At 71.2% G+C, this 18,368-nt stretch carries 13 protein-coding genes; 2 read left to right on the top strand and 11 right to left on the bottom strand.

Features of this window, described 5'->3' with window-relative positions; translation table 11 throughout:
- Window positions 1-75: 75 nt before the first annotated feature.
- The 11 genes from OG272_RS45155 to OG272_RS45105 form a co-directional block, all read right to left on the bottom strand.
- Complete coding sequence (locus OG272_RS45155) at window positions 76-762, bottom strand: ABC transporter (RefSeq protein ID WP_326573835.1); 687 nt, start codon at window positions 760-762, stop codon at window positions 76-78.
- Window positions 759-2,291: an ABC transporter permease gene (locus OG272_RS45150; RefSeq protein ID WP_405895916.1), complete on the bottom strand. Its 1,533-nt coding sequence runs from the start codon at window positions 2,289-2,291 to the stop codon at window positions 759-761. The genes OG272_RS45155 and OG272_RS45150 overlap by 4 nt, the downstream gene beginning before the upstream one ends.
- The gene (locus OG272_RS45145) at window positions 2,288-3,154 is read right to left on the bottom strand and encodes an ATP-binding cassette domain-containing protein (RefSeq protein ID WP_405895915.1); all 867 of its coding nucleotides are present in this window, start codon (window positions 3,152-3,154) and stop codon (window positions 2,288-2,290) included. The genes OG272_RS45150 and OG272_RS45145 overlap by 4 nt, the downstream gene beginning before the upstream one ends.
- Entirely contained in the window at window positions 3,151-4,005 is an 855-nt protein-coding gene (locus tag OG272_RS45140; protein WP_405895914.1) for a zf-HC2 domain-containing protein, read from the bottom strand. The genes OG272_RS45145 and OG272_RS45140 overlap by 4 nt, the downstream gene beginning before the upstream one ends.
- Window positions 4,002-4,544, bottom strand: a complete 543-nt coding sequence (locus tag OG272_RS45135) for an RNA polymerase sigma factor (protein WP_328508079.1) — start codon at window positions 4,542-4,544, stop codon at window positions 4,002-4,004. Before OG272_RS45135 ends, OG272_RS45140 begins: the two co-directional genes overlap by 4 nt.
- Before the next feature lie 205 nt (window positions 4,545-4,749).
- Window positions 4,750-5,391, bottom strand: coding sequence for a superoxide dismutase (locus OG272_RS45130; RefSeq protein WP_327726345.1), 642 nt, complete (start codon window positions 5,389-5,391; stop codon window positions 4,750-4,752).
- Between the two features lie 114 nt (window positions 5,392-5,505).
- A complete protein-coding gene (locus OG272_RS45125; protein ID WP_405895913.1) occupies window positions 5,506-8,868 on the bottom strand; it encodes a discoidin domain-containing protein in 3,363 nt (1,120 codons plus the stop codon).
- A 55-nt stretch (window positions 8,869-8,923) separates the two neighbouring features.
- Window positions 8,924-10,354: a family 43 glycosylhydrolase gene (locus OG272_RS45120; protein ID WP_328224593.1), complete on the bottom strand. Its 1,431-nt coding sequence runs from the start codon at window positions 10,352-10,354 to the stop codon at window positions 8,924-8,926.
- 97 nt (window positions 10,355-10,451) lie between these two features.
- Complete coding sequence (locus tag OG272_RS45115; RefSeq protein ID WP_326573849.1) at window positions 10,452-11,279, bottom strand: carbohydrate ABC transporter permease; 828 nt, start codon at window positions 11,277-11,279, stop codon at window positions 10,452-10,454.
- The gene (locus OG272_RS45110; RefSeq protein WP_327726348.1) at window positions 11,276-12,214 is read right to left on the bottom strand and encodes a sugar ABC transporter permease; all 939 of its coding nucleotides are present in this window, start codon (window positions 12,212-12,214) and stop codon (window positions 11,276-11,278) included. The genes OG272_RS45115 and OG272_RS45110 overlap by 4 nt, the downstream gene beginning before the upstream one ends.
- Window positions 12,215-12,226: 12 nt before the next feature.
- Complete coding sequence (locus tag OG272_RS45105; RefSeq protein ID WP_326573853.1) at window positions 12,227-13,552, bottom strand: extracellular solute-binding protein; 1,326 nt, start codon at window positions 13,550-13,552, stop codon at window positions 12,227-12,229.
- 266 nt (window positions 13,553-13,818) lie between these two features.
- On the opposite strand from OG272_RS45105, the gene OG272_RS45100 reads away from it, so the two are divergent.
- Window positions 13,819-14,859, top strand: coding sequence for a LacI family DNA-binding transcriptional regulator (locus OG272_RS45100; RefSeq protein WP_327726349.1), 1,041 nt, complete (start codon window positions 13,819-13,821; stop codon window positions 14,857-14,859).
- Between the two features lie 169 nt (window positions 14,860-15,028).
- On the top strand, window positions 15,029-17,833 hold the full coding sequence (locus tag OG272_RS45095; protein WP_327726350.1) for a glycoside hydrolase family 78 protein: 2,805 nt from the start codon (window positions 15,029-15,031) through the stop codon (window positions 17,831-17,833).
- Window positions 17,834-18,368 lie beyond the last annotated feature (535 nt).

The raw sequence follows: 18,368 nt of genomic DNA, 5'->3' as shown, positions 1-18,368 counted from the left end.
GACTGGCGGACTGGCGGACTGGCCGACTGGCGGACTGGCGGACTGGCGGACTGGCGGACTGGCGGACAGCGCGGGTCAACCGCCTGCGCCGCGTGGGAGGCGCACGCTTTTGAAGCGGCGGCGTGGCTCCGGGGCGCATACCAGCCAGACGGCGAGAACGGCGGTGAGAACGGCGGCCCACAGCACGTGGGCGTCGTCCCACCGCGGGTCGCCCGGTGGTACGAAGAGGGCGAAGCGGGGTGGGAGGAGCGCACCGGCCGTGACCGGCAGGGCCAGCACGGCGCCCGCCACGGCCGGGCCCGGCACACGGACCGCGCTGAACCGCACCGTCGCCGCGGCGAGTGCGAGCGCCAGCGCGGACAGGGCACCGGCCTCGACCGTCACCGCGCCCCACGGCAGCGCGGCCCGTTGCCCGGGGCCGGCCCCCGCCCGTACGACGGCCAGCACCGTCGCCCACCATGCCGCGCAGACCGGCGACACGGCGGCCGCGCGCAACGCCTGCCGCAGCGGACGCGGCACGGGAGGGACGCCGGTGGTGTGCCGGGCCGGATCGTCCAGGAGGAACGCCATCCCCACGGCCCCGCACAACGCGGCCGCCCGTACCAGGTTGACCAGCACCTCAGCGGGGAGGTCCACCGAGAACAGCACCGGTACGGCGGCGAGGGCCAGCCCCAGCCCCCAGCCGGCGGCGAACAGGGCCCACGGCAGCGACCGCACCGTGGGCCGCACCAGGGCCGCGACCACCAGCAGCCGCTGTCTCATGCGCACTGGTACTCCCGGTCGTCGGCGGTCTCGGCCGGGGCGGTGACGCCCAGCAGGGCCGCCGCGCGGTCGGTGGTCGTACCGGGGGCGGAGAGCTCCTTCCACGACGCCTTCACCCTGCGCTCCACCTCCCCCTGGGGCTCGGCCAACAGCCGCTGCAACACGGCGAGTTCGCGGCCCCGCAGGGCGATCGCGGTCGCCGGAGCCTGAATCACGCCGGGACTGTTGAAGCCCTCCCCGGTCTTCTCGAACATGGCTTCGCCGTCCCGGGTCGCGCGGACCGCCAGCCAGACCATGAGGACGCCCCGCGCGTCGCAGTACGCTCCCCGGTAGCGCTCGTCCCCCACGACCAGCCCCCGGGCGACGCTCGCGGCGAACTCCAGTTCCCGTTCGCCGCCCCACGCCGTGGTCACCGTCGACTCGCCGGGCGCGGCGGGCGAGATCGCCGTGGTGCCCGACGGTCCGTCGAGTGCCGCGACCTTCTGCCGTACGGTCAGTGGCCGCGTCGTCGCCGGGTCGCCGGCCAGCGACCGCACCTTGTCCGTCACCCGGGCCCACTCGTCGGTCCAGGGCGTGAACTCGAGGAACGCACAGTACGTCGTCGCCCCGTGCCGCTCGCAGTCCTGCACCTTCGCCGGGTCACGGGTCGCCACCTCGCGCGCCTCGCGGACCGCGTCCGACGGCGCCGTGCCCTGGAGGACCACGGCGGTCACGACCGCGCCGAGTGCCCCCAGCGCGGTGGCTCGTACGGCTCGCGTCCGGCCGCCGCTCACCAGCACCGCACCCGCCGCCACCAGCACCGCGAGTGCCAGCAGGTACAGCGCGTGCCATCCCGCGGGCCGGCCCAGCAGGTCGGACGGCAGCGGCCGTGCGCCTTCGTCGAACACCACGAGGGCCATCCCGCGCAGCCAGGCCGCGCTCCCCGAGCCGGCGACGAAGACCACGGTCACCGCCAGGAAGGCGACCGAGGCCAGCGGTGCCACGAACGCCGACCGGACGACCCGGCCGAGCAGCACGCCCACGGCCGCGGGCAGCAGGATCAGCAGCGGCCCGGCCGCCAGCTCGAACACCGACGCATGGCCCACGGCCCCGGGCTTCAGCGCCGCGGCCGTGAACTGCCCGACCACGATCAACGCCCCCACCAGCACCGTCGGCAGCACCGACAGCACATGCGCGACCGTGCGCCGCCACGGAGACAGGACCAGCACCCCGAAATACGCGTCCGTGCCCCGCCGGTGCGAGCGCAGCACCGCCAGGTTCACGGCGATCATCACCGCCAGGCCCAGCAGCAGCTGTCCCATCTGAGTCTCGCGGTCGATGTCCTGCAGCACCGGATAGGCGTCCTCCGACTCACCACTCGGCCACAGCACCAGCGCCAGGTACGCCACCGACGCGACCACCACCAAGGGGTGCAGCAGCAGACGCCGCGCCTCCACCCGGGCCAGCGCGAGCATGGCCCGCCGACCGCCCCGGACCCGCACCGGCTTCGGTGCCGGCACGGCGACCCGAGTCCCCGCCACGGCCGTCATGCCGCCACCTCCGCCACCGGGTCGCCGCCGAGCGCCAGCAGATAGCCGTCCTCCAGCGTCGGTTCGACCAGCCGGGCGCCCGCCGGCGGGTCGCCGACATTGCGGAACTCGCCCGTCCCGGTGCGCCATCCGGCTCTGGCGCCCGGCTGCCGCTCCCCGCTGCTCCACACCCGGCCGGCCGCCACCGCCGTCAGCTCCGCGGCCGTGCCGTCGAACCGCACCCGGCCCTTGTCCATGACCACCACCCGGTGACACAGCATCGCCACGTCCTCCGTCTGATGGGTGGACAGCAGCACCGTCCGGCCCTCGCCGGCCTCCGCGATCAACTCCCGGAACCGCATACGCTGTTCGGGGTCCAGCCCGACCGTGGGCTCGTCCAGGACCAGGAAGCCCGGGTCGCCGACCAGGGCCGCCGCCAGCGCCACGCGCTGCCGCATACCGCCGGAGAGCCGTCGTATCCGCCTGCCGCGCTGCTCCGCGAGACCGACCGCGCCCAGGACCCGGCGGGCCTCGGCGTGCCGGGCCCGTCGGTCCGTCATCTCCTTGAGGATCGCCACGTAGTCGATGAACTCGAACGCGGTGAAGTCCGGATGGAGTCCGGGGTTCTGCGGCAGGTAGCCCAGGGCCCTTCGTGTGTCCTGGCGTCCGTGGACCGTGCTCGGATCGTGCCCGAGGACGGTGAAGGCGCCGTTGTCCGGGGGCGTCGCCGTCGCCAGGATCCGCAGCAGCGTCGTCTTGCCCGCGCCGTTGGGCCCGAGCAGACCCGTGACCCCTTCGGTGAGCCGCAGCGTCACCTCGTCCACCGCTCTCGTACCGCGAAAGCTCAGGGTCAGCCCGGCGGCCGAGACCGTGGGTCGTGTCATGACAGCCTCCTGGCTGCGAATCGAAGGGACCGGAAGGAAGGACCGAGCGGGCGGCCGCTGTCGAAGCGGTCCCGCGCCGCCACCAGCAGCACCGTCGCCAGCAACGCGACCACCGCCGCCGCACCCTGGCCCTCGGCGGTGAAGGGCAGCGGCGTCCCGGACGCCAACAGACGGCTCAGCACCACCAGGACGGTCCAGCCGGCGCCGACCAGTGCCGGTGCGAGTACGGGTCCCAGCCGGGCCGTCAGCGCGACGCCGGTCGAGGTCAGCGCGAGCGCCGGCAGCAGCCAGCCGAGCGCCGCCAGGCCGAACGACGGCAGCGCCAGACTCGCCAGCCCACTCAGCACCGTCGTCGTCGACAGCACCGCGACCGTGCGCACCATCAGCAGACGGAAGGTGTGCATCGGCGCGACCACGGCCATCTCGTACGTCGGGTCGAGCCCCGGCCCGAACGACACCGCCACCCCCGCCAGCGGCAGCAGCGGCGCCGTGGCCAGGAGCATCAGCGGCGACGCGGCCAGTCCCACACCGACCGCGAGCAGGAGGGTAAGCGCCACCGCGCCGAGCCAGGAGCGACGCAGCACCGGGGTCGCCGCCAGCAGCCGCGCGGTGTGGTCGGCGACCCCGATCCGGATCAGGAGCGACTCGGCGAAGCCGGGCCTCGGGGCGTCCAGTTCGGCGTCCAGCCGGGCCCAGCCCGCGCTGATCTCGGCGGGCGGGACATGGGCCGAGAGCGCGGCCCGGCAGTCGGCGCAGGCGGCGAGGTGGGTCTCGACGGACCACAGCCGGGGGGCCGCCAGCGTTCCGTGGGCGTACTCCCGCAGGTCCCCGTCATCGGCGTGCCAGCTCATGTCAGGCCCTCCCGCAGTTGCTTCCGGGCACGCATGGCCCGGGTCTTGACCGTGCCCGGGGGAATGCCGAGGAGGACCGCCGCCTCACGTGTCGTCAGGCCGTCGATCACCGTCGCCTGCAGCACCGCCCGCAGCTCCGGCGAGAGCCCGGCCAGCGAACCGGCCAGGTCGCCGTGCTGCACCCGGGCCAGCACCTGTTCCTCGGCCGACGCCTCGTCGCGCTGCCGCAGCCGGGCGAGTGCCTGGCGGAGTCGGCCACGGGCCCCGTCGCCCCGCAGCGCGTCCACCAGGCGACGCGATCCGATCCGCCACAGCCAGCCCGCCACGTCACCCTCACGGCGATAGCGGGCGGCTCCCCGCCACACGTCGAGAAACGTCTCCTGTACGACGTCGTCGACCAGCACCGGGTCGGCGCACCGCCCGCGCAGCCGCAGCACGAGCCACGGTGCGTACCGGCGGTACAGCTCCTCGAACGCCCGACGATCCCCGTCCGCGACCGCCCGCAACAGCTCGGCGTCGCCCGGACTCCCCCGTTTCATTTCGCTCACACCCCCTCATCGGACGAGACTCCCCCAACGGTTCACTCGACGGCGAACGGGGGCGCCCGGCGCGGGAGTCGAGCGCATGACGAAGGGCTCCCACAGTCCCTTCCCTGTGGGAGCCCTTCGTTGTGCCGCCTGCCCGGTGAAGGCGGAGAAGACGATCACGAGCAGGTCGTCCGCGGGGTGTTACGGCCTCACGGCCTCACGGGGCGAGCAGCAGGCTGTCGCCGCGTTCCTTGGCCGCGGCGTAGCGCCTGGCCACGTCCTGCCAGTTGACGACGGCCCACATGGCGTCGATGAAGTCGACCTTCTGGTTCTTGTACTGGAGGTAGAAGGCGTGCTCCCAGGCGTCGAAGACCAGGATCGGGGTGGAGCCCTGACCGACGTTGCCCTGGTGGTCGTAGACCTGCTCGACGACCAGCCGCCCGCTCAGCGGCTCGTAGGCGAGGACGCCCCAGCCGGAGCCCTGTGTCGTCGCCGACGCCTTGGTCAGCTGCGCCTTGAAGCCCGCGAACGAACCGAAGGACGCGGCGATCGCGTCCGCCAGCTCGCCCACGCCGTCCTTCTCCAGGGGCTCACCGCCGCCGTCGCCGGTCATGTTCTGCCAGTAGATCGAGTGCAGGATGTGGCCCGAGAGGTGGAAGGCCAGGTTCTTCTCCAGACCGTTGATCGAACCCCACGTCTCCTTGTCCCGCGCCTCCGCGAGCTGCTCCAGCGTGTCATTGGCGCCCTTGACGTACGCCGCGTGGTGCTTGTCGTGGTGCAGCTCGATGATCTCGGGGCTGATCACGGGCGCGAGCGCCGTGTAGTCGTACGGAAGCTCCGGGAGCGTGTAAACCGCCATGGCCGACGTCCTCACCTTATTGCGAATAGTGTGCAGCTGCAAGTTAATAGCAGAAGCGATCTGTTCTCGATGAGGCGTTGGACCTAGGACCCGACGCGGGAAGCGGCTGTGCTGTCATCCGATGCGGATCTCGGCGAGTTGGAGGCGGTACTTGGCGGTCTCGTCCGAGGCGGGTCTGCCGAGCTTCGTGACCTTCAGGCGCAGATGGCGGCCGGTGGTGGAGGTGAGGGTGTAGGTCTGGGCGGCTCCGTTGGGGTTCGGTTCACCGGTGATGGTGCGGGCGGTGGTGTAGGAGGTGGCGCCGTCGACACGGGTCTGGAGCGTGAAGTCGACGGGGAAGCCCGGCGTCCCGCCGCCCGAAGCGCCGGTGTCGGTGCGGGGGTGGAGGGTGACGGAGCCGATGGCCCGGTCGGCGCCGAGGTCGAGCTCGATCCACACGGGTGTGCCGCCGACGTCGGCGGAGGGGAAGTCGATGCTGGTGAAGCCCTTGGCCCCGGTCACGCTGGTGAGGGTGCCGTCCAGGACCCTGGTCTTGCCCCAGTCCCCGTTCTCCAGCGTGCAGTTGCCGGTGACGGTGGTCGCGGCGGTCGGGACGGCGAGTTCGGCGAGCTGGAGACGGTACTTGGCGGCCTCGTCGGACGCGGGGGTGCCGAGCCGCGTGGCCTGGAGCCGGACGTACCGGGCGGTGGTGGTACGGAAGCCGTACGTCTGGACCCGGCCGTCGGGGTTGGCCTGCCCGGTGACGGTACGGACGGTCGTGTAGGAGGTGGCGCCGTCGACACGGGTCTGGAGCGTGAAATCGACGGGGAAGCCCGCCGTGCCGCCCCCGGCTCCCCCGGTGTCGGTGCGGGGGAAGAGACGAACGGCGTCGAGGTCGGTGTCGGCCCCGAGGTCGACCTCCACCCAGACGGGGGTCGCACCGACGTCGGCGGAGGCGAACTCGTTGCTGGTGTAGCCCCTCGCCCCGCTCACGCTCGTCAGCTTGCCGTCGGTGAGCCGGTTCCGGCCCCAGTTGGCGTTCTCCAGGCTGTTGTTGCTGGTGACCGGGCGGCCCAGCGCGAGGTTGTCGAGACGGCCCGCGCCGGTGACCGTGAAGGTCCACGTGCCCGGCTGGAGCCGGAAGTAGACGTACGAGGCGTCCTTGCCGTCATAGGTCAGACCGCTGACACTCCCGGTGGAGGAACCACCGCTGAAGACCGTCGTGCCGCCCGCCTTGATGACGGGCTGGGAGCCGCCGTAGGTGGGCACGCCCACCCGGGCCGTCGTGCCGCTCGGTGAGGTGAGGGTCAGGGTCGCCTGGGTGCCGTCGCGGGTGATGCCGAAGCGAATGTCGCCCTTGACCGTGGGCACGACGGTGTTGATCTTCGTGAGGGTGCCGGTCTGGGGGACGACCTCGTACGTCTCCCAGCCGGGCTTGGTGGGGCGGACACCGGCGGCGTAGGCGGACAGGGCGTACAGCGGGCCGCCGTTCCAGGCGTGGTTGTCGGTCCCGTCGGCCTTGGTCCACAGCTCCCACAGGGTGTGGCAGGCGGGGTCGGCGACCTGGGCGGCGAACCGGTTGCGTATCCGCTCCTCGGCGACCGTGGCCGCGCCCATCAGATACAGCGCCTCCAGGACGTAGAACTCCATGTACGGGCTGGCGTTGAGGTGCGTGCGCAGCACCTCCGTCACCGCCCGGTGGCGGGAGGCGGGGACCAGGCCCGCGACGACGGCGAGGCCGTTGGCGCGGTCGTCGGTGTCGCGGGTGTAGCCGGGCGAGCGGTACTCGTTCTTCGAGGAGTTCCACAGGACGCGGTCGAAGTTGGCCTTGATGCTGTCGCGCCTGGACTTCCAGCCGGCCACGTCGCCACTGTTGCCGCTGAGGTCGGCCAGCTTGGCGGCGGTGTCCAGGGCGAGGTAGTACCAGCAGTTGTCCAGGACCCGGGCGTCGATGTCGGAGCCCCAGTCCTCCCAGTCCCAGTCCCCCGCCCGGTGGTTGACCAGACCGTCGCCGTCCAGGGTCCACAGGTCCAGGTACTTCTTCACCGCCGGGTAGGCGACGGTCACGGCGTCGGCGTTGCCCGTGTAGAGGTAGTACGTCCAGAACGACCACACCGAGGCCAGCATCTGCACGGGCAGTTCGGCGGTCCAGATCGTCGAGGGGACCGGGGAGTACAGGGCGCCGCTCGACTTCTGCCAGGCGGCGAGCTGGGCGATGGCCTTCTCACCGAGTGCGTGGGACTTGGTGTCGAAGGTGTAGAAGCCTTCCTTGAGCTGGTTGACCACGTCCCCCCACCACTGGGCACGCTCACGGGTGGGGCAGTCCATGTAGTTGTCCCGCATGTTGACGTACATCGTGCGCGCGGCCTTGGTCCACAACGTGTCCAGGAAGGGGTCGCTGCTGCTGAACGACCCGGCGAAGTCGGTGTCGTAGCCCGACTCCCGGTACTTCAGCTCCAGGATCGTCACGTCGGCGGGGATCGTGTACCGCACCGCCGTACCGCTCATCCACGCCAGCGACTCGAACTCCTGCACCCCGCCGGCGCAGATGTAGGTGGCGCGCATGTTGTACTGCGTGCCGGGCTCGATCCCGGTCAGGCCCGCGCCGTCGTCGTAGTGGTCGGTCTGGATGCCGATCACGGCTCCGGCCGGTGCGTCCACCTTCAGGAACGGCGTCACCTGGATGTTCGACGGCAGCGTGGCCGAGATCGCGGTGGATCCGCGCCCCGTGGTCGGCAGCGACGAGGCGTTGGTGTACGTCCTCAGGCCGGAGTAGCGGAACTGCGGGATCGGGCGCTCGACGAGGCCGTTCCAGGGCGCGGCGCCCGCGGCGCCGAAGTCGGTCGGCGCGGTCCAGGCGCTGTCGTCGAAACCGGGCGACCGCCAGCCGGACATGACAGCGGCGGCACGGGCGTCGTAGTGCACATTGGACTCGGGCAACCGGAAGTTGACCTGCGTACCGCTGGTGTTGTTCGAGTAGCCGGGGTGGACTCGGTGCTTCCAACCGGTGTCGCTGACCAGCCGGGTGGTGGTCGAGCCGGCCTCGATGTCCGACTGGAACAGCAGGCCGCCCTTGCCGCTGCTGTTGTGCGAGAAGCCCTGCTTGCCGAAGTACCACACCAGCAGCGCCACCGTGTTGCCGCCGCTTCTCAGGTAAGGGGCGAGGTCGATCTCGTCGTAGTAGGTGTCCGTACGGTTGGGGCCGCGCTTGAGCCCGCCCTCGAAGACCACCAGCGTGCCGTTCACCCACAGCCAGTACTTCGAGTCCGCCGCGATCCGCGTCACCGCCTTCGTCGGCGCCGCGCCCAGGGTGAGCGATCTGCGGAACGCCACCCACTGGTTCGTCGAACTGGAGGGGGCCCAGATCCATTTCGCGGTCCAGGAGACGGCGGCGGACGCCGTGGAAGCGAGTCGGGGCAGGAGGAGGGAACCCAGGGTGGGAGCGAGGGCGACGGCTATGGCCGAGCGCAGGGCGGACCGGCGGGTGAGGTCGGGCATGGTGGCTCTCCTACTTTCGAGGGGGCGGTCGTCGGACGGGGTGGCTCGGCGCGGGTCAGACGACCATCCACTGCTGGTTCGCGCCGGTGGTGCAGGTCGCCTGGGCCAGGGCCGCGCCGTTGGCGGTCGACGCTCCGGCGACCTGGAGGCACTTGCCGCTGTTGACGTTGGTGAAGGTGACGTAGCCGCCGATCACCGCGGTCCTCGTCCACAGTTGGTGCGAGGCCCCGGTGCACGTCGACTGGACGGCCACCGCGCCGTCGGTGGTGGAGGCGCCGGAGATCTGCAGGCACTTGCCGCTGTTGACGTTGACCAGTCGGTGGTGGGAGCCGACGGCGGTGGGCACCCACTGCTGGTTGGCGCCGGAGTTGCAGTTGCCGGAGTTCACCGGCGCGCCGTCGGCCGTGCTCAGGGACCAGACGTCCGCGCACTTGGCGCTGTTGCGGTTCAGCAGGTGGTTGTTCGCGGCTCCGAGCGGACTCGCGATGACGGGCCAGCCGCCCGCGAAGGTCACCTGGCGGATGTCGAGGGTCTCCCGCCCGGAGTTGTCGCCGTCGTAGTAGTGGTAGGCGAGGAACTTGGACGTGCCGTCGTCGTAGGCGTCGGCGCCACCGGCGGCCACCCTGGGGTAGGCACCGGTGAGGACGGTGGTGCCGCCGCCGGAGGCCATGTCGGTGCCGTTCTGGTCGAGGTACGGTCCCGTGATGCTGGTGGAGCGGCCGACCACGGTGTAGTAGGTGCTGTTGGTCCCGCTGCAGCACAGGCCCTTGGAGCCGAAGAGGTAGTAGTAGCCGCCGTTGAGGATGATCGTCGGGTTCTCGATGTCGACGGCGATGCGCCAGAGGTTGTGGTCGGTGGTGGACAGCTTGCCCGTGGACTGGTCCAGGACGTGCATATAGGTGCCGGAGCCGGTCCAGGAGCCCCAGGAGACGTACAGCCGGCCGTCCGGGCCCCAGTCGACGTTGGGGTCGATGGGGTAGTTGACGTCGGTGACCATGCCCTGGTCGGTCCAGGGGCCCTCGATGTTCGTGGCGGTGGCCAGGCCCATCACGGCGTAGTTGGTGCCCCAGCGGGAACCGGCGTAGTACAGGTGGTACTTGCCGTTGAAGTACTTGATGTCCGGGGCCCAGATGTTCGGTGGCGTCGAGCCGAGCTTCTCGGTGATCCAGGCCGGCGTCGCGCCCCAGACGTTCCCCACCTTCGTCCATCCGGATGCCGCGGTGCCGCCGCACGTCTTGCGGAGGGTGATGGCCCCGCTGGGGTTGAGCGGGTCGTTCTCGAACCCGGTGGAGAAGCCGTAGTAGCAGCTGCCCACCTTGATGACACTCGGGTCGTGCATGCGGAGGTCACCGCTGAGCGCCCGCGCGGGAGAGGCGGTGACCAGGCCGAGGACGGTCAGGAAGGCCACCAGGGCCGCCGCGAGTGCGGGCCGGCCGCGTCGTGCGCCTGCGCCGGGGCGCGGCCCCGGGTGGTTGTGGACGCGCATGCGAGACTCCTTTGTGTCGCTTGTGTCGCTTGTGTCGCTGTGGATGAGGCGGGGCGAGCGCTGTCCCCTGCGGGGCCCGGCGTGCGGTGGCGCCTCGTCAGCCCTTGACCGCTCCGGCCGTCATGCCCGACACGATCTGCCGGTTGAAGAACAGGAACATGACCAGCGGCGGGATCGTGATGAGCAGGATGTCCATGAAGAGCAGGTTGTAGCTGGTGCTGTACTGGCTCTGGAAGTTGAACAGCGTCAGCTGGACGGTGGCGTTCTGTTCGCCTGGCAGGAAGTACAGCGGGTTGGTGAAGTCGTTGAAGACGGCCACCGACTGCACGACGATCACCGTCACGATCACCGACCGCAGTACCGGGAGGATGACCCGGAAGAACAGCCGCAGCGGGGACGCCCCGTCGATGATGGCGGCCTCGTCGAGTTCGCGCGGGATGGTGGCGATGAAGGCGCGGAAGAGCAGGATGGAGAAGGACAGGCCGAACGCGATCTCCACGAGGATCAGCCCGGGGAGCGTGCCGAACAGACCCGCCTTCTGCAGGACCCAGATGGTCGGCACCACCGCCGGCGGGATGATCAGCCCGGACAGGACCAGGAAGTTGATCAGTCCCGTCCAGCGGGTGATCCGCCGCTGCAGCACGAACGCGACCATCGCCCCGAGGACGACCATCGCGGCCACACTGGCGACGGTCAGGATCACGCTGTTGATGAAGGCGATGACGAGGATGTAGTCCCGCGCCTGGACCACCTGGACGAGGTTGTCCACGAGTCGGAAGTCGCGCGGCCAGGAGAAGTCGAGCAGCGCGGCCTGCTGCGGGTCCTTCACGGCCGTGAGCACGATGAACGCGAACGGGACGACGAAGACGACGAGGCTGACGGCGACCGACGCAACGGCGAGCCCCGTACGGGCGGGCTTGTTCATCGCTCCACCTCCTTGCGGGCCAGGAAGCGGGACAGCGGGACGATGATCGCCGTCACGACGAGGAAGAGGATGACGTTGCCGGCGGTCGACAGGCCGTAGAAGCCCGCCTGGTACTGCTTGTAGATCACGGAGGCGACCACGTCGGAGCTGAAGCCGGGGCCGCCGCGGGTCATGGCCCAGATGAGGTCGAAGGACCGCAGGCCGCCGATGAGCGACAGGATGATGACGGTCGAGGTGGCCGGCCGGCTCAGCGGCAGGATGACGTTGCGGAACAGCTGCCACGGACCCGCCCCGTCGATCCGCGCCGCCTCGTAGTAGTCCTGCGGGATGGAGACGATGCCGGCGATGTAGATGACGGTGGCCAGGCCGACGCCCTTCCAGACGTCGACGAGGGCCACCGAGAACAACGCCAGTGAGGGGTCCGTCAACCAGCCCGGACCGTCGACGCCGAGCGCCGCGAGCGTCTTGTTGATCGCACCGGTGGACGGGTCCATGAAGGCGGTGAAGGTGATGCCGACGCCCACGGTGCTGACCAGCACCGGGAAGAACACCACCGAGCGCAGATAGCCGCGGGCGCGGATCTGGCTGGTCAGCAGGATTCCCAGGAGGAGGCCGAGGACCACCTTGAGGCCCGAGGTGACGACCGCGTAGAGGAAGGTGTTGACGAACCCCTTGACCAGGGCGGGTTCCTGGAAGAACTCGGTGAAGTTGTCCAGCCCGATGAAGGTCGACTTGAAGATGGTCCACCGGGTGAGGCTGAAGTAGAACGACGCGAAGGTCGGGACGAGGAACAGGGCCCCGTAGATCACCGCCGCCGGCAGGTAGAACCAGGTGGGATAGGCGCTGTGCGTCCGCGCGGACCGAGGCGGCTCGGTCCTGGTCTTCGCCTCGGGCCGCTCGGCCGTCGACGGCCCGGTCGGTACAACTGTGGTCATCGGTCGGCCTCTCTACCAGCCCGGCAGGCCGAGCTGCTGAGCCTGCTTCCGGACGTCCTTGTCGTACTGGGCGGCACCCGTCTTCGCGTTCGTGATGCCGGAGCCGACCTGGACGGCGATCTGGTCGAGGCTCGGGCCCTTCACCGGGGAGAGGAACTCCAGCGCCGGGCTCTGGGAGCCGTCCGTGAAGTAGGCGGCGACGTCCTTGGTGATCGTCGGGACGTCCGCCGGCAGGGTGCAGCCCTTGACCAGGTACGGCCCGGTCGGCGTGGAGGCCCTGGCCTGGGCGGCGCAGCCGGCCGGGCTCGCCGCGAACGCGAGGAGCTTCTTGACCGCGGCGAGCTTGTCTCCCGTGGTGGTCTTGGGGACGTACAGGGCGTTCGGGAACCACGCCGTCAGGCCGTTGTCGGCGGCGTCGTCGCCGGGCAGGGCGAAGAACCCGATGTCGTTGAGCTGGTCGGGGTTGCTCGCCTTGATCCCGCTGATGACGGTGGAGAGCATCGGGTACTGGGCGCCCTTGCCGGTGGCCAGCATCTGCAGGCCCTTGACGAGGGTGGCCGAGGCGAAGTCGGAGTTCTGCAGCTTCAGGTCGTGGATCTGCTGGAGGTGCTGGAAGCCCTTGATCGCGTTCGGGTCCGCGGCGAACTTCGCCTTGTTCTCGGTGTAGTTCTTGGTGAAGTCCGGTTCCGCGGCGGCCACGTTGTGGAAGTCGCCCAGGACGAGGAGTTGGGAGGTCCAGGTGTCCTGGTAGGTCTGGATGACCGGGGCGATCCCGGCGGCCTTGATCTTCTTGCTGTTGGCGATGAAGTCCGCCCAGGTCCTGGGCACCTTCAGGCCGAGGTCGGCGTAGACCTTCTTGTTGTAGAGGACGCCGCCGCCGAGTGCCGAGCCCAGCGGGACGCCGTACGTCTGGCTGCCGGCGGTGACCTGGCTGACGAACGACCGGTCGAGGTTCTCGACGTACGCGTCCCGGGTGAGCGGCGTGAGGTTCTTCGCCGGGTCGATCTGCTGGAACAGCGAACCCACGTTGTAGACGAAGACGTCACTCATGCTGCCCGTCTGCAGCCGCGTCTTGATGAGGTTGTCGCCGTCGGCTCCGCCGGGGCGTGTCTCCACGCTGACCCTGATCTTCGGGTTCTCGGCCTCGAAGTCCTTCGCCAGCTCCTTGGCTGCCTGAAGGTTGTCGGGCGCGTTGTCGACGAGCAGCTTGATCGTCGTGGCGCCGCCGTCCCCGCCGGACGAGCCGAGAGAGCCGGCGCTGCACGCGCTGAGCAGAAGCGGCAGAACGGCGGCCGCGGCCAGGGCCGCTCTTCTCTTGGCGAGGGTGCTTGACCTCATGACGTTCCTTAGTTCGGCAGGGATGAAACGATTCAATTCGTGAGGTGAATCCACGGTCGACACCCCGGTCACGGTCGACTGCCCCTGGGACTCCGGGCGGCCCGGCCGCGGCGCAGCCGACGCGATCCGCCTTCGTGTAACGTGCCACAACGGGACGACCCAAAGGTTGAGGCGAAGAGGCCGGAGCCGTCAAGCCATCTGCGAGTAACGTTCCCGAAACGCCGGACAGGGCGGAGCGGTCATGACGACGGAGGTGGGGACCCCCAGTGCAACCAGCGGGCGGCTCGAAGAGAGTCACGATCGCCGATGTCGCGCGCGTCGCCGGCGTGTCCACCTCGGCGGTGTCGAAGGTCCTGAACAACGCCTACGGGGTGAGCCCGGCGATGCACGACCGGGTACGGACGGCCATGGCCGAGCTGGGCTACCGCCCGCACGCCGCCGCCCGGGGCATGAGGGGCCGTACGTACACGCTCGGCGTCCTTCTCGCGAGCATCCGCAACGCCTTCTACGCCGACCTCCTGGACGGGATGAACGCGGCCCTGCGGAACACCGAGTACGCGCTGTTCCTCGGCTCCAGCGGCTCCTCCGAGATGGAGGACCAGACCAAGCTGATCCACGCCATGGTGGACCGGCAGATGGACGGCCTGGTCCTGATCGCGCCGGCCGTGCCCCGCACGGAGGTGGTGCGCGTCGCGACCGAGGTGCCGACCGTGGTGATCGGCCATCACGACCCCTCCCCGGCGTACGACTGCGTGGTCAACCAGGACGGCGCCGGCGCCGATCTCGTCGTCGACCACCTGGTCGCCCTCGGGCACCGCGACATAGCCCATGTATCGCATCCGACGGCGCGCGGCACAGAGTGGGAGCAGCGGCCCGAGCACCACGTCCGGGCCGCCTACCGGGCGGCGATGACCCGGCACGGCCTGGCGGACCTGGCCCGGGTGGTGCGGTCCGGGTACTCGGACGAGGGCGGGTACCGCGGCGCCATGGAACTGCTCACCTCCACGCGCCCGCCCACCGCGATCTTCGCCGGCGCGGACGTGGCGGCGACCGGCGTCTTCCGTGCCGCCTCCGAGCTCGGCCTGCGCATCCCCGACGACCTCTCGCTCGCCGGATACAACAACACCTCGGTCGCCGCACTCGCGCCGGTGAGCCTGACCAGCGTCGACCAGGCGGGCGCCGTGATGGGCGAGACGGCCGCCCGGCTGCTGCTGGAGCGGATCGAGAAGCGGCGTGAGCGCTCCCTGGTCATGGCGTCGACACCACACCTGGTGACGCGCGGCAGTACGGCACCGCCCCGCACCTGACCCGGGCCCCGACGCTCGGCCCCCGGTCCTCGCACGACCGAGCGGACGGTGGCCGTCGGGCGATCGGAGCCGCGGGATCCCCCGCGCCCCCTCTTGACGCGCCGGGCGTCTTCACCTCACGGTTGACTCGTTTCAAGCGTGGAACGTTCCACACGAGCAAGGAGCCGGCATGAGTCTTGAGCGTCCGGAACCCGGCACCGCAGTGGTGTCGATCCGTTTCGAGCACCGCGAGGACGCGCTCGGCGTCGGCACCCCCGAACCCCGCCTGTCCTGGCAGGTCCGCACCGACGACCCCGCCTGGCGGCAGACGGCGTACGAGGTGGAGCTGGACGGCGGTACGACGGCACGGGTCGAGTCGGCCGAACAGGTGCTGGTGCCCTGGCCCTTCGCGCCCCTGGCCTCGCGCGGCCGGGCGAGCGTCCGGATCCGGGTGGCCTCCGCGGCGCGCTGGAGCGACTGGAGCGCGCCCGCCACCGTGGAGACGGGACTGCTGCGCCCCGACGACTGGACCGCCCGCTTCATCACCCCCCGCCACCACGGCGCCCTGGACGCGCCGGCTCCGGAGCTCGTCCGGACGGTCGTGCTGCGGACGGACGTGGCCTCCGCCCGCCTCTACGCCACCGCCCACGGGGTCTACACCGCGTCCCTCAACGGCAGCCGGGTCGGCGACGAGGTGCTCGCCCCCGGCTGGACCAGCTACCACCACCGGCTGCGCTACCAGACGCACGACGTCACCGCACTGCTGCGCGAGGGCGAGAACACTCTCTCGGTCGTGCTCGGCAACGGCTGGTACCGCGGACACCTCGGCTGGTGGGGCGCCCGCGCCCGGTACGGCGACCGGCTGGCCCTGCTCGCGCAGCTCGAGGTCCGCTACACCGACGGATCGGTGGAGGTCTTCGGCTCCGACGAGGAGTGGCGGGCCCGGGACACCGGCATCGTCACGGACGACCTCTACAAGGGCCAGCGCACCGACCTGCGGTTCACACCGGGCGCCGCCGACGGCCCGGTGGACGTGCTGTCCGACGAGGAGGCGGACCTCGCCCGGCTCGTGGCCCCGGAGGGTCCGCCCGTCCGTGTCACCGAGGTGCTGCCGGCCCTGCGGGTCTGGCAGTCGCCGTCCGGCCGTACGCTCGTCGACTTCGGGCAGAACATCGTCGGCCGGGTCCGGCTGCACGTGCGTGACGCCACCGCCGGCGCGGAGGTCGTCGTCCGGCACGCCGAGGTCCTGGAGAACGGGGAGCTGTGCACCAGGCCGCTGCGGACGGCCGACTCCGTCGACACCTACCTCCTGGCCGACGCCGAGGAGACCGTCCTCGAACCCTCGCTCACGTTCCACGGTTTCCGGTACGCCGAGATCACCGGCGTACCGGACCTGGCCGGCGAGGACCTGCACGCCGTGGTGGTGGGCAGCGACCTGCGCCGCACGGGCTGGTTCTCCTGCTCCGACCCGGACCTGGAGCAGTTCCACGAGAACGTCGTCCGGGGCACACGAGGCAACTTCCTGGACATCCCCACGGACTGCCCGCAGCGTGACGAGCGGCTCGGCTGGACCGGCGACATCCAGGTCTTCTCCCCCACCGCCTCCTTCCTCTTCGACTCGGCCGGCTTCCTGTCCTCCTGGCTCGCCGACCTCGCCGCCGACCAGCACACCGACGGCGCGGTGCCCTGGGTGGTCCCCGACGTCCTGGACACCGAGGCCCCGACGGCGGCGGCCTGGGGCGACGCGGCGCCCGTGGTGCCCTGGGTGCTGTACGAGCGCTACGGCGATGCCGGCGTCCTCCGGCGGCAGTTCACCAGCGCCCGAGGCTGGGTCGACAAGATCGCCTCGCTCACCACCGACGGGGTGTGGGCGGGCGGCTTCCAGTTCGGCGACTGGCTCGACCCGGCCGCCCCGCCCGAGGACCCGTTCGCCGCCCGTACACCGCCCGATGTCGTCGCCACCGCCTGTCTGGTCCGGTGCGCCGACGTCGTGGCCCGCACCGCGGAGGTACTGGGCCACGCCGAGGAGGCCGCCCGGTACTCCGGACTCGCCGACCGGACCCGTGCGGCGTTCGCCCGCGCGTTCGTCACCCCGGCCGGGCGCGTGCTGGGCGACTCCCCGACGGCGTACGCCATGGCCCTGCAGTGGGATCTGCTGCCCACCGCGCGCCGGCGCGAGGCCGCCGGACACCGGCTCGCCGACCTCGTCCGCACGAACGGCTTCCGCATCGCCACCGGCTTCGTCGGCACCCCGCTGATGACCGACGCCCTCACCTCCGCCGGCCACCCGGACCTCGCCCACCGGCTGCTGCTGGAGAAGGGCTGCCCCTCCTGGCTGTATCCCGTGACGATGGGTGCCACCACGGTCTGGGAACGCTGGGACAGCATGCTGCCCGACGGCACGGTCAACCCCGGCCGGATGACCTCCTTCAACCACTACGCCCTCGGGGCCGTCGCCGACTGGATGCACCGCACCGTGGCGGGACTGGCCCCGGCCGCGCCCGGTTACCGCGAGATCCTCGTACGCCCGCTGCCGGACCGGTCCCTGACCCACGCCGCGGCCCGGCATCTGACTCCGTACGGCGAGGTGTCGGTGTGCTGGCGGCGCGAGGACGGCCGCTTCGACCTGGAGGTGGTCGTGCCCGCGGGAACACGGGCCACCGTCCACCTTCCGGGTCCCGGGGCACCTCCGGTGACCGTGGCGCACGGCACGCACGCGTGGACCGTCGACGATCCCTGCCTCGCCCCGGCGCCGCCCGAGGTGGTCACCGTGCGGGACCTGATGGACGAGCCCGGCCTCTGGGGGCGCACGGCAGCCGTCCTGGCCCGGCACGGTCTGGGGGACGACTCCGCGCAACTGGCCCGGCGGCTGGGGCCCTTCCTGGACCTGCCGGCCGGCCGGCTGCCCGCACTGCTGAACAAGGTCGTCTTCGAGGACGGCGGCGCCGACGCGACCGCCGAACTCGACGCCCTCCTGAGCGGCACGGCGGGCTGACGTCCAGGGATCGGGCGGTCGCGCGACCGGGCGGTCCACGGGCCATGCACCCCAGCTGTCCCTTCGACGGCTCTCACGCCGTCGAAGGGACATGTCTGGAGGGAGGCACTGCACCACGCGGTGGTGCGCAGGGGGACCACCGCGCCGGGAGCACCGTCGGTCCTTCACCGGTCCCGTCAGTCGCGGGTCCGGCCCTTCATCCACCGGCGAGGAACTCCCCCTGTGTCCATGTTCATCCACCCGTATGCCGGCCGTCGGGCCGGGCTCGTCGGTGCCGCCGCGTTGACGGCCGTGCTCGGGCCGGCCGCGTCGGCAGCCGCGCACCCGGAGTCCAGGCCGACGAGCCCCAGGCCCTCGCGGAGAACGTCAGCCTCACCGTCGCTCCGAGGCCGAGTCCGACGCGGCAGGCTTGACCGAACTGCGCGTCGCGCCGCCCGAGGGCATCGCTCCCCGTGCCGTGACGCTCGCCGAGGCGCCCAAGGACTGGAAGCTCAGGGCCACCGACGACGGCTACATCGTCGGCGGCCCGGCCAAG

Origin of the sequence: Streptomyces sp. NBC_00104, from assembly GCF_045160825.1 — a bacterium.
Lineage (GTDB): Bacteria > Actinomycetota > Actinomycetes > Streptomycetales > Streptomycetaceae > Streptomyces.
Note: the sequence above shows the minus strand (reverse complement) of the source record. Positions and strands in the feature narration are given on the sequence as shown.

Excerpts from the sequence above, each read along its gene's own strand:
- OG272_RS45130 (WP_327726345.1), bottom strand. The coding sequence starts at position 5,391 with ATGGCGGTTTACACGCTCCCGGAGCTTCCGTACGACTACACGGCGCTC.
- OG272_RS45125 (WP_405895913.1), bottom strand. The coding sequence starts at position 8,868 with ATGCCCGACCTCACCCGCCGGTCCGCCCTGCGCTCGGCCATAGCCGTC.
- OG272_RS45150 (WP_405895916.1), bottom strand. The coding sequence starts at position 2,291 with ATGACGGCCGTGGCGGGGACTCGGGTCGCCGTGCCGGCACCGAAGCCG.
- OG272_RS45095 (WP_327726350.1), top strand. The coding sequence starts at position 15,029 with ATGAGTCTTGAGCGTCCGGAACCCGGCACCGCAGTGGTGTCGATCCGT.
- OG272_RS45105 (WP_326573853.1), bottom strand. The coding sequence starts at position 13,552 with ATGAGGTCAAGCACCCTCGCCAAGAGAAGAGCGGCCCTGGCCGCGGCC.
- OG272_RS45135 (WP_328508079.1), bottom strand. The coding sequence starts at position 4,544 with ATGAAACGGGGGAGTCCGGGCGACGCCGAGCTGTTGCGGGCGGTCGCG.
- OG272_RS45140 (WP_405895914.1), bottom strand. The coding sequence starts at position 4,005 with ATGAGCTGGCACGCCGATGACGGGGACCTGCGGGAGTACGCCCACGGA.
- OG272_RS45145 (WP_405895915.1), bottom strand. The coding sequence starts at position 3,154 with ATGACACGACCCACGGTCTCGGCCGCCGGGCTGACCCTGAGCTTTCGC.
- OG272_RS45120 (WP_328224593.1), bottom strand. The coding sequence starts at position 10,354 with ATGCGCGTCCACAACCACCCGGGGCCGCGCCCCGGCGCAGGCGCACGA.
- OG272_RS45110 (WP_327726348.1), bottom strand. The coding sequence starts at position 12,214 with ATGACCACAGTTGTACCGACCGGGCCGTCGACGGCCGAGCGGCCCGAG.
- OG272_RS45155 (WP_326573835.1), bottom strand. The coding sequence starts at position 762 with ATGAGACAGCGGCTGCTGGTGGTCGCGGCCCTGGTGCGGCCCACGGTG.
- OG272_RS45115 (WP_326573849.1), bottom strand. The coding sequence starts at position 11,279 with ATGAACAAGCCCGCCCGTACGGGGCTCGCCGTTGCGTCGGTCGCCGTC.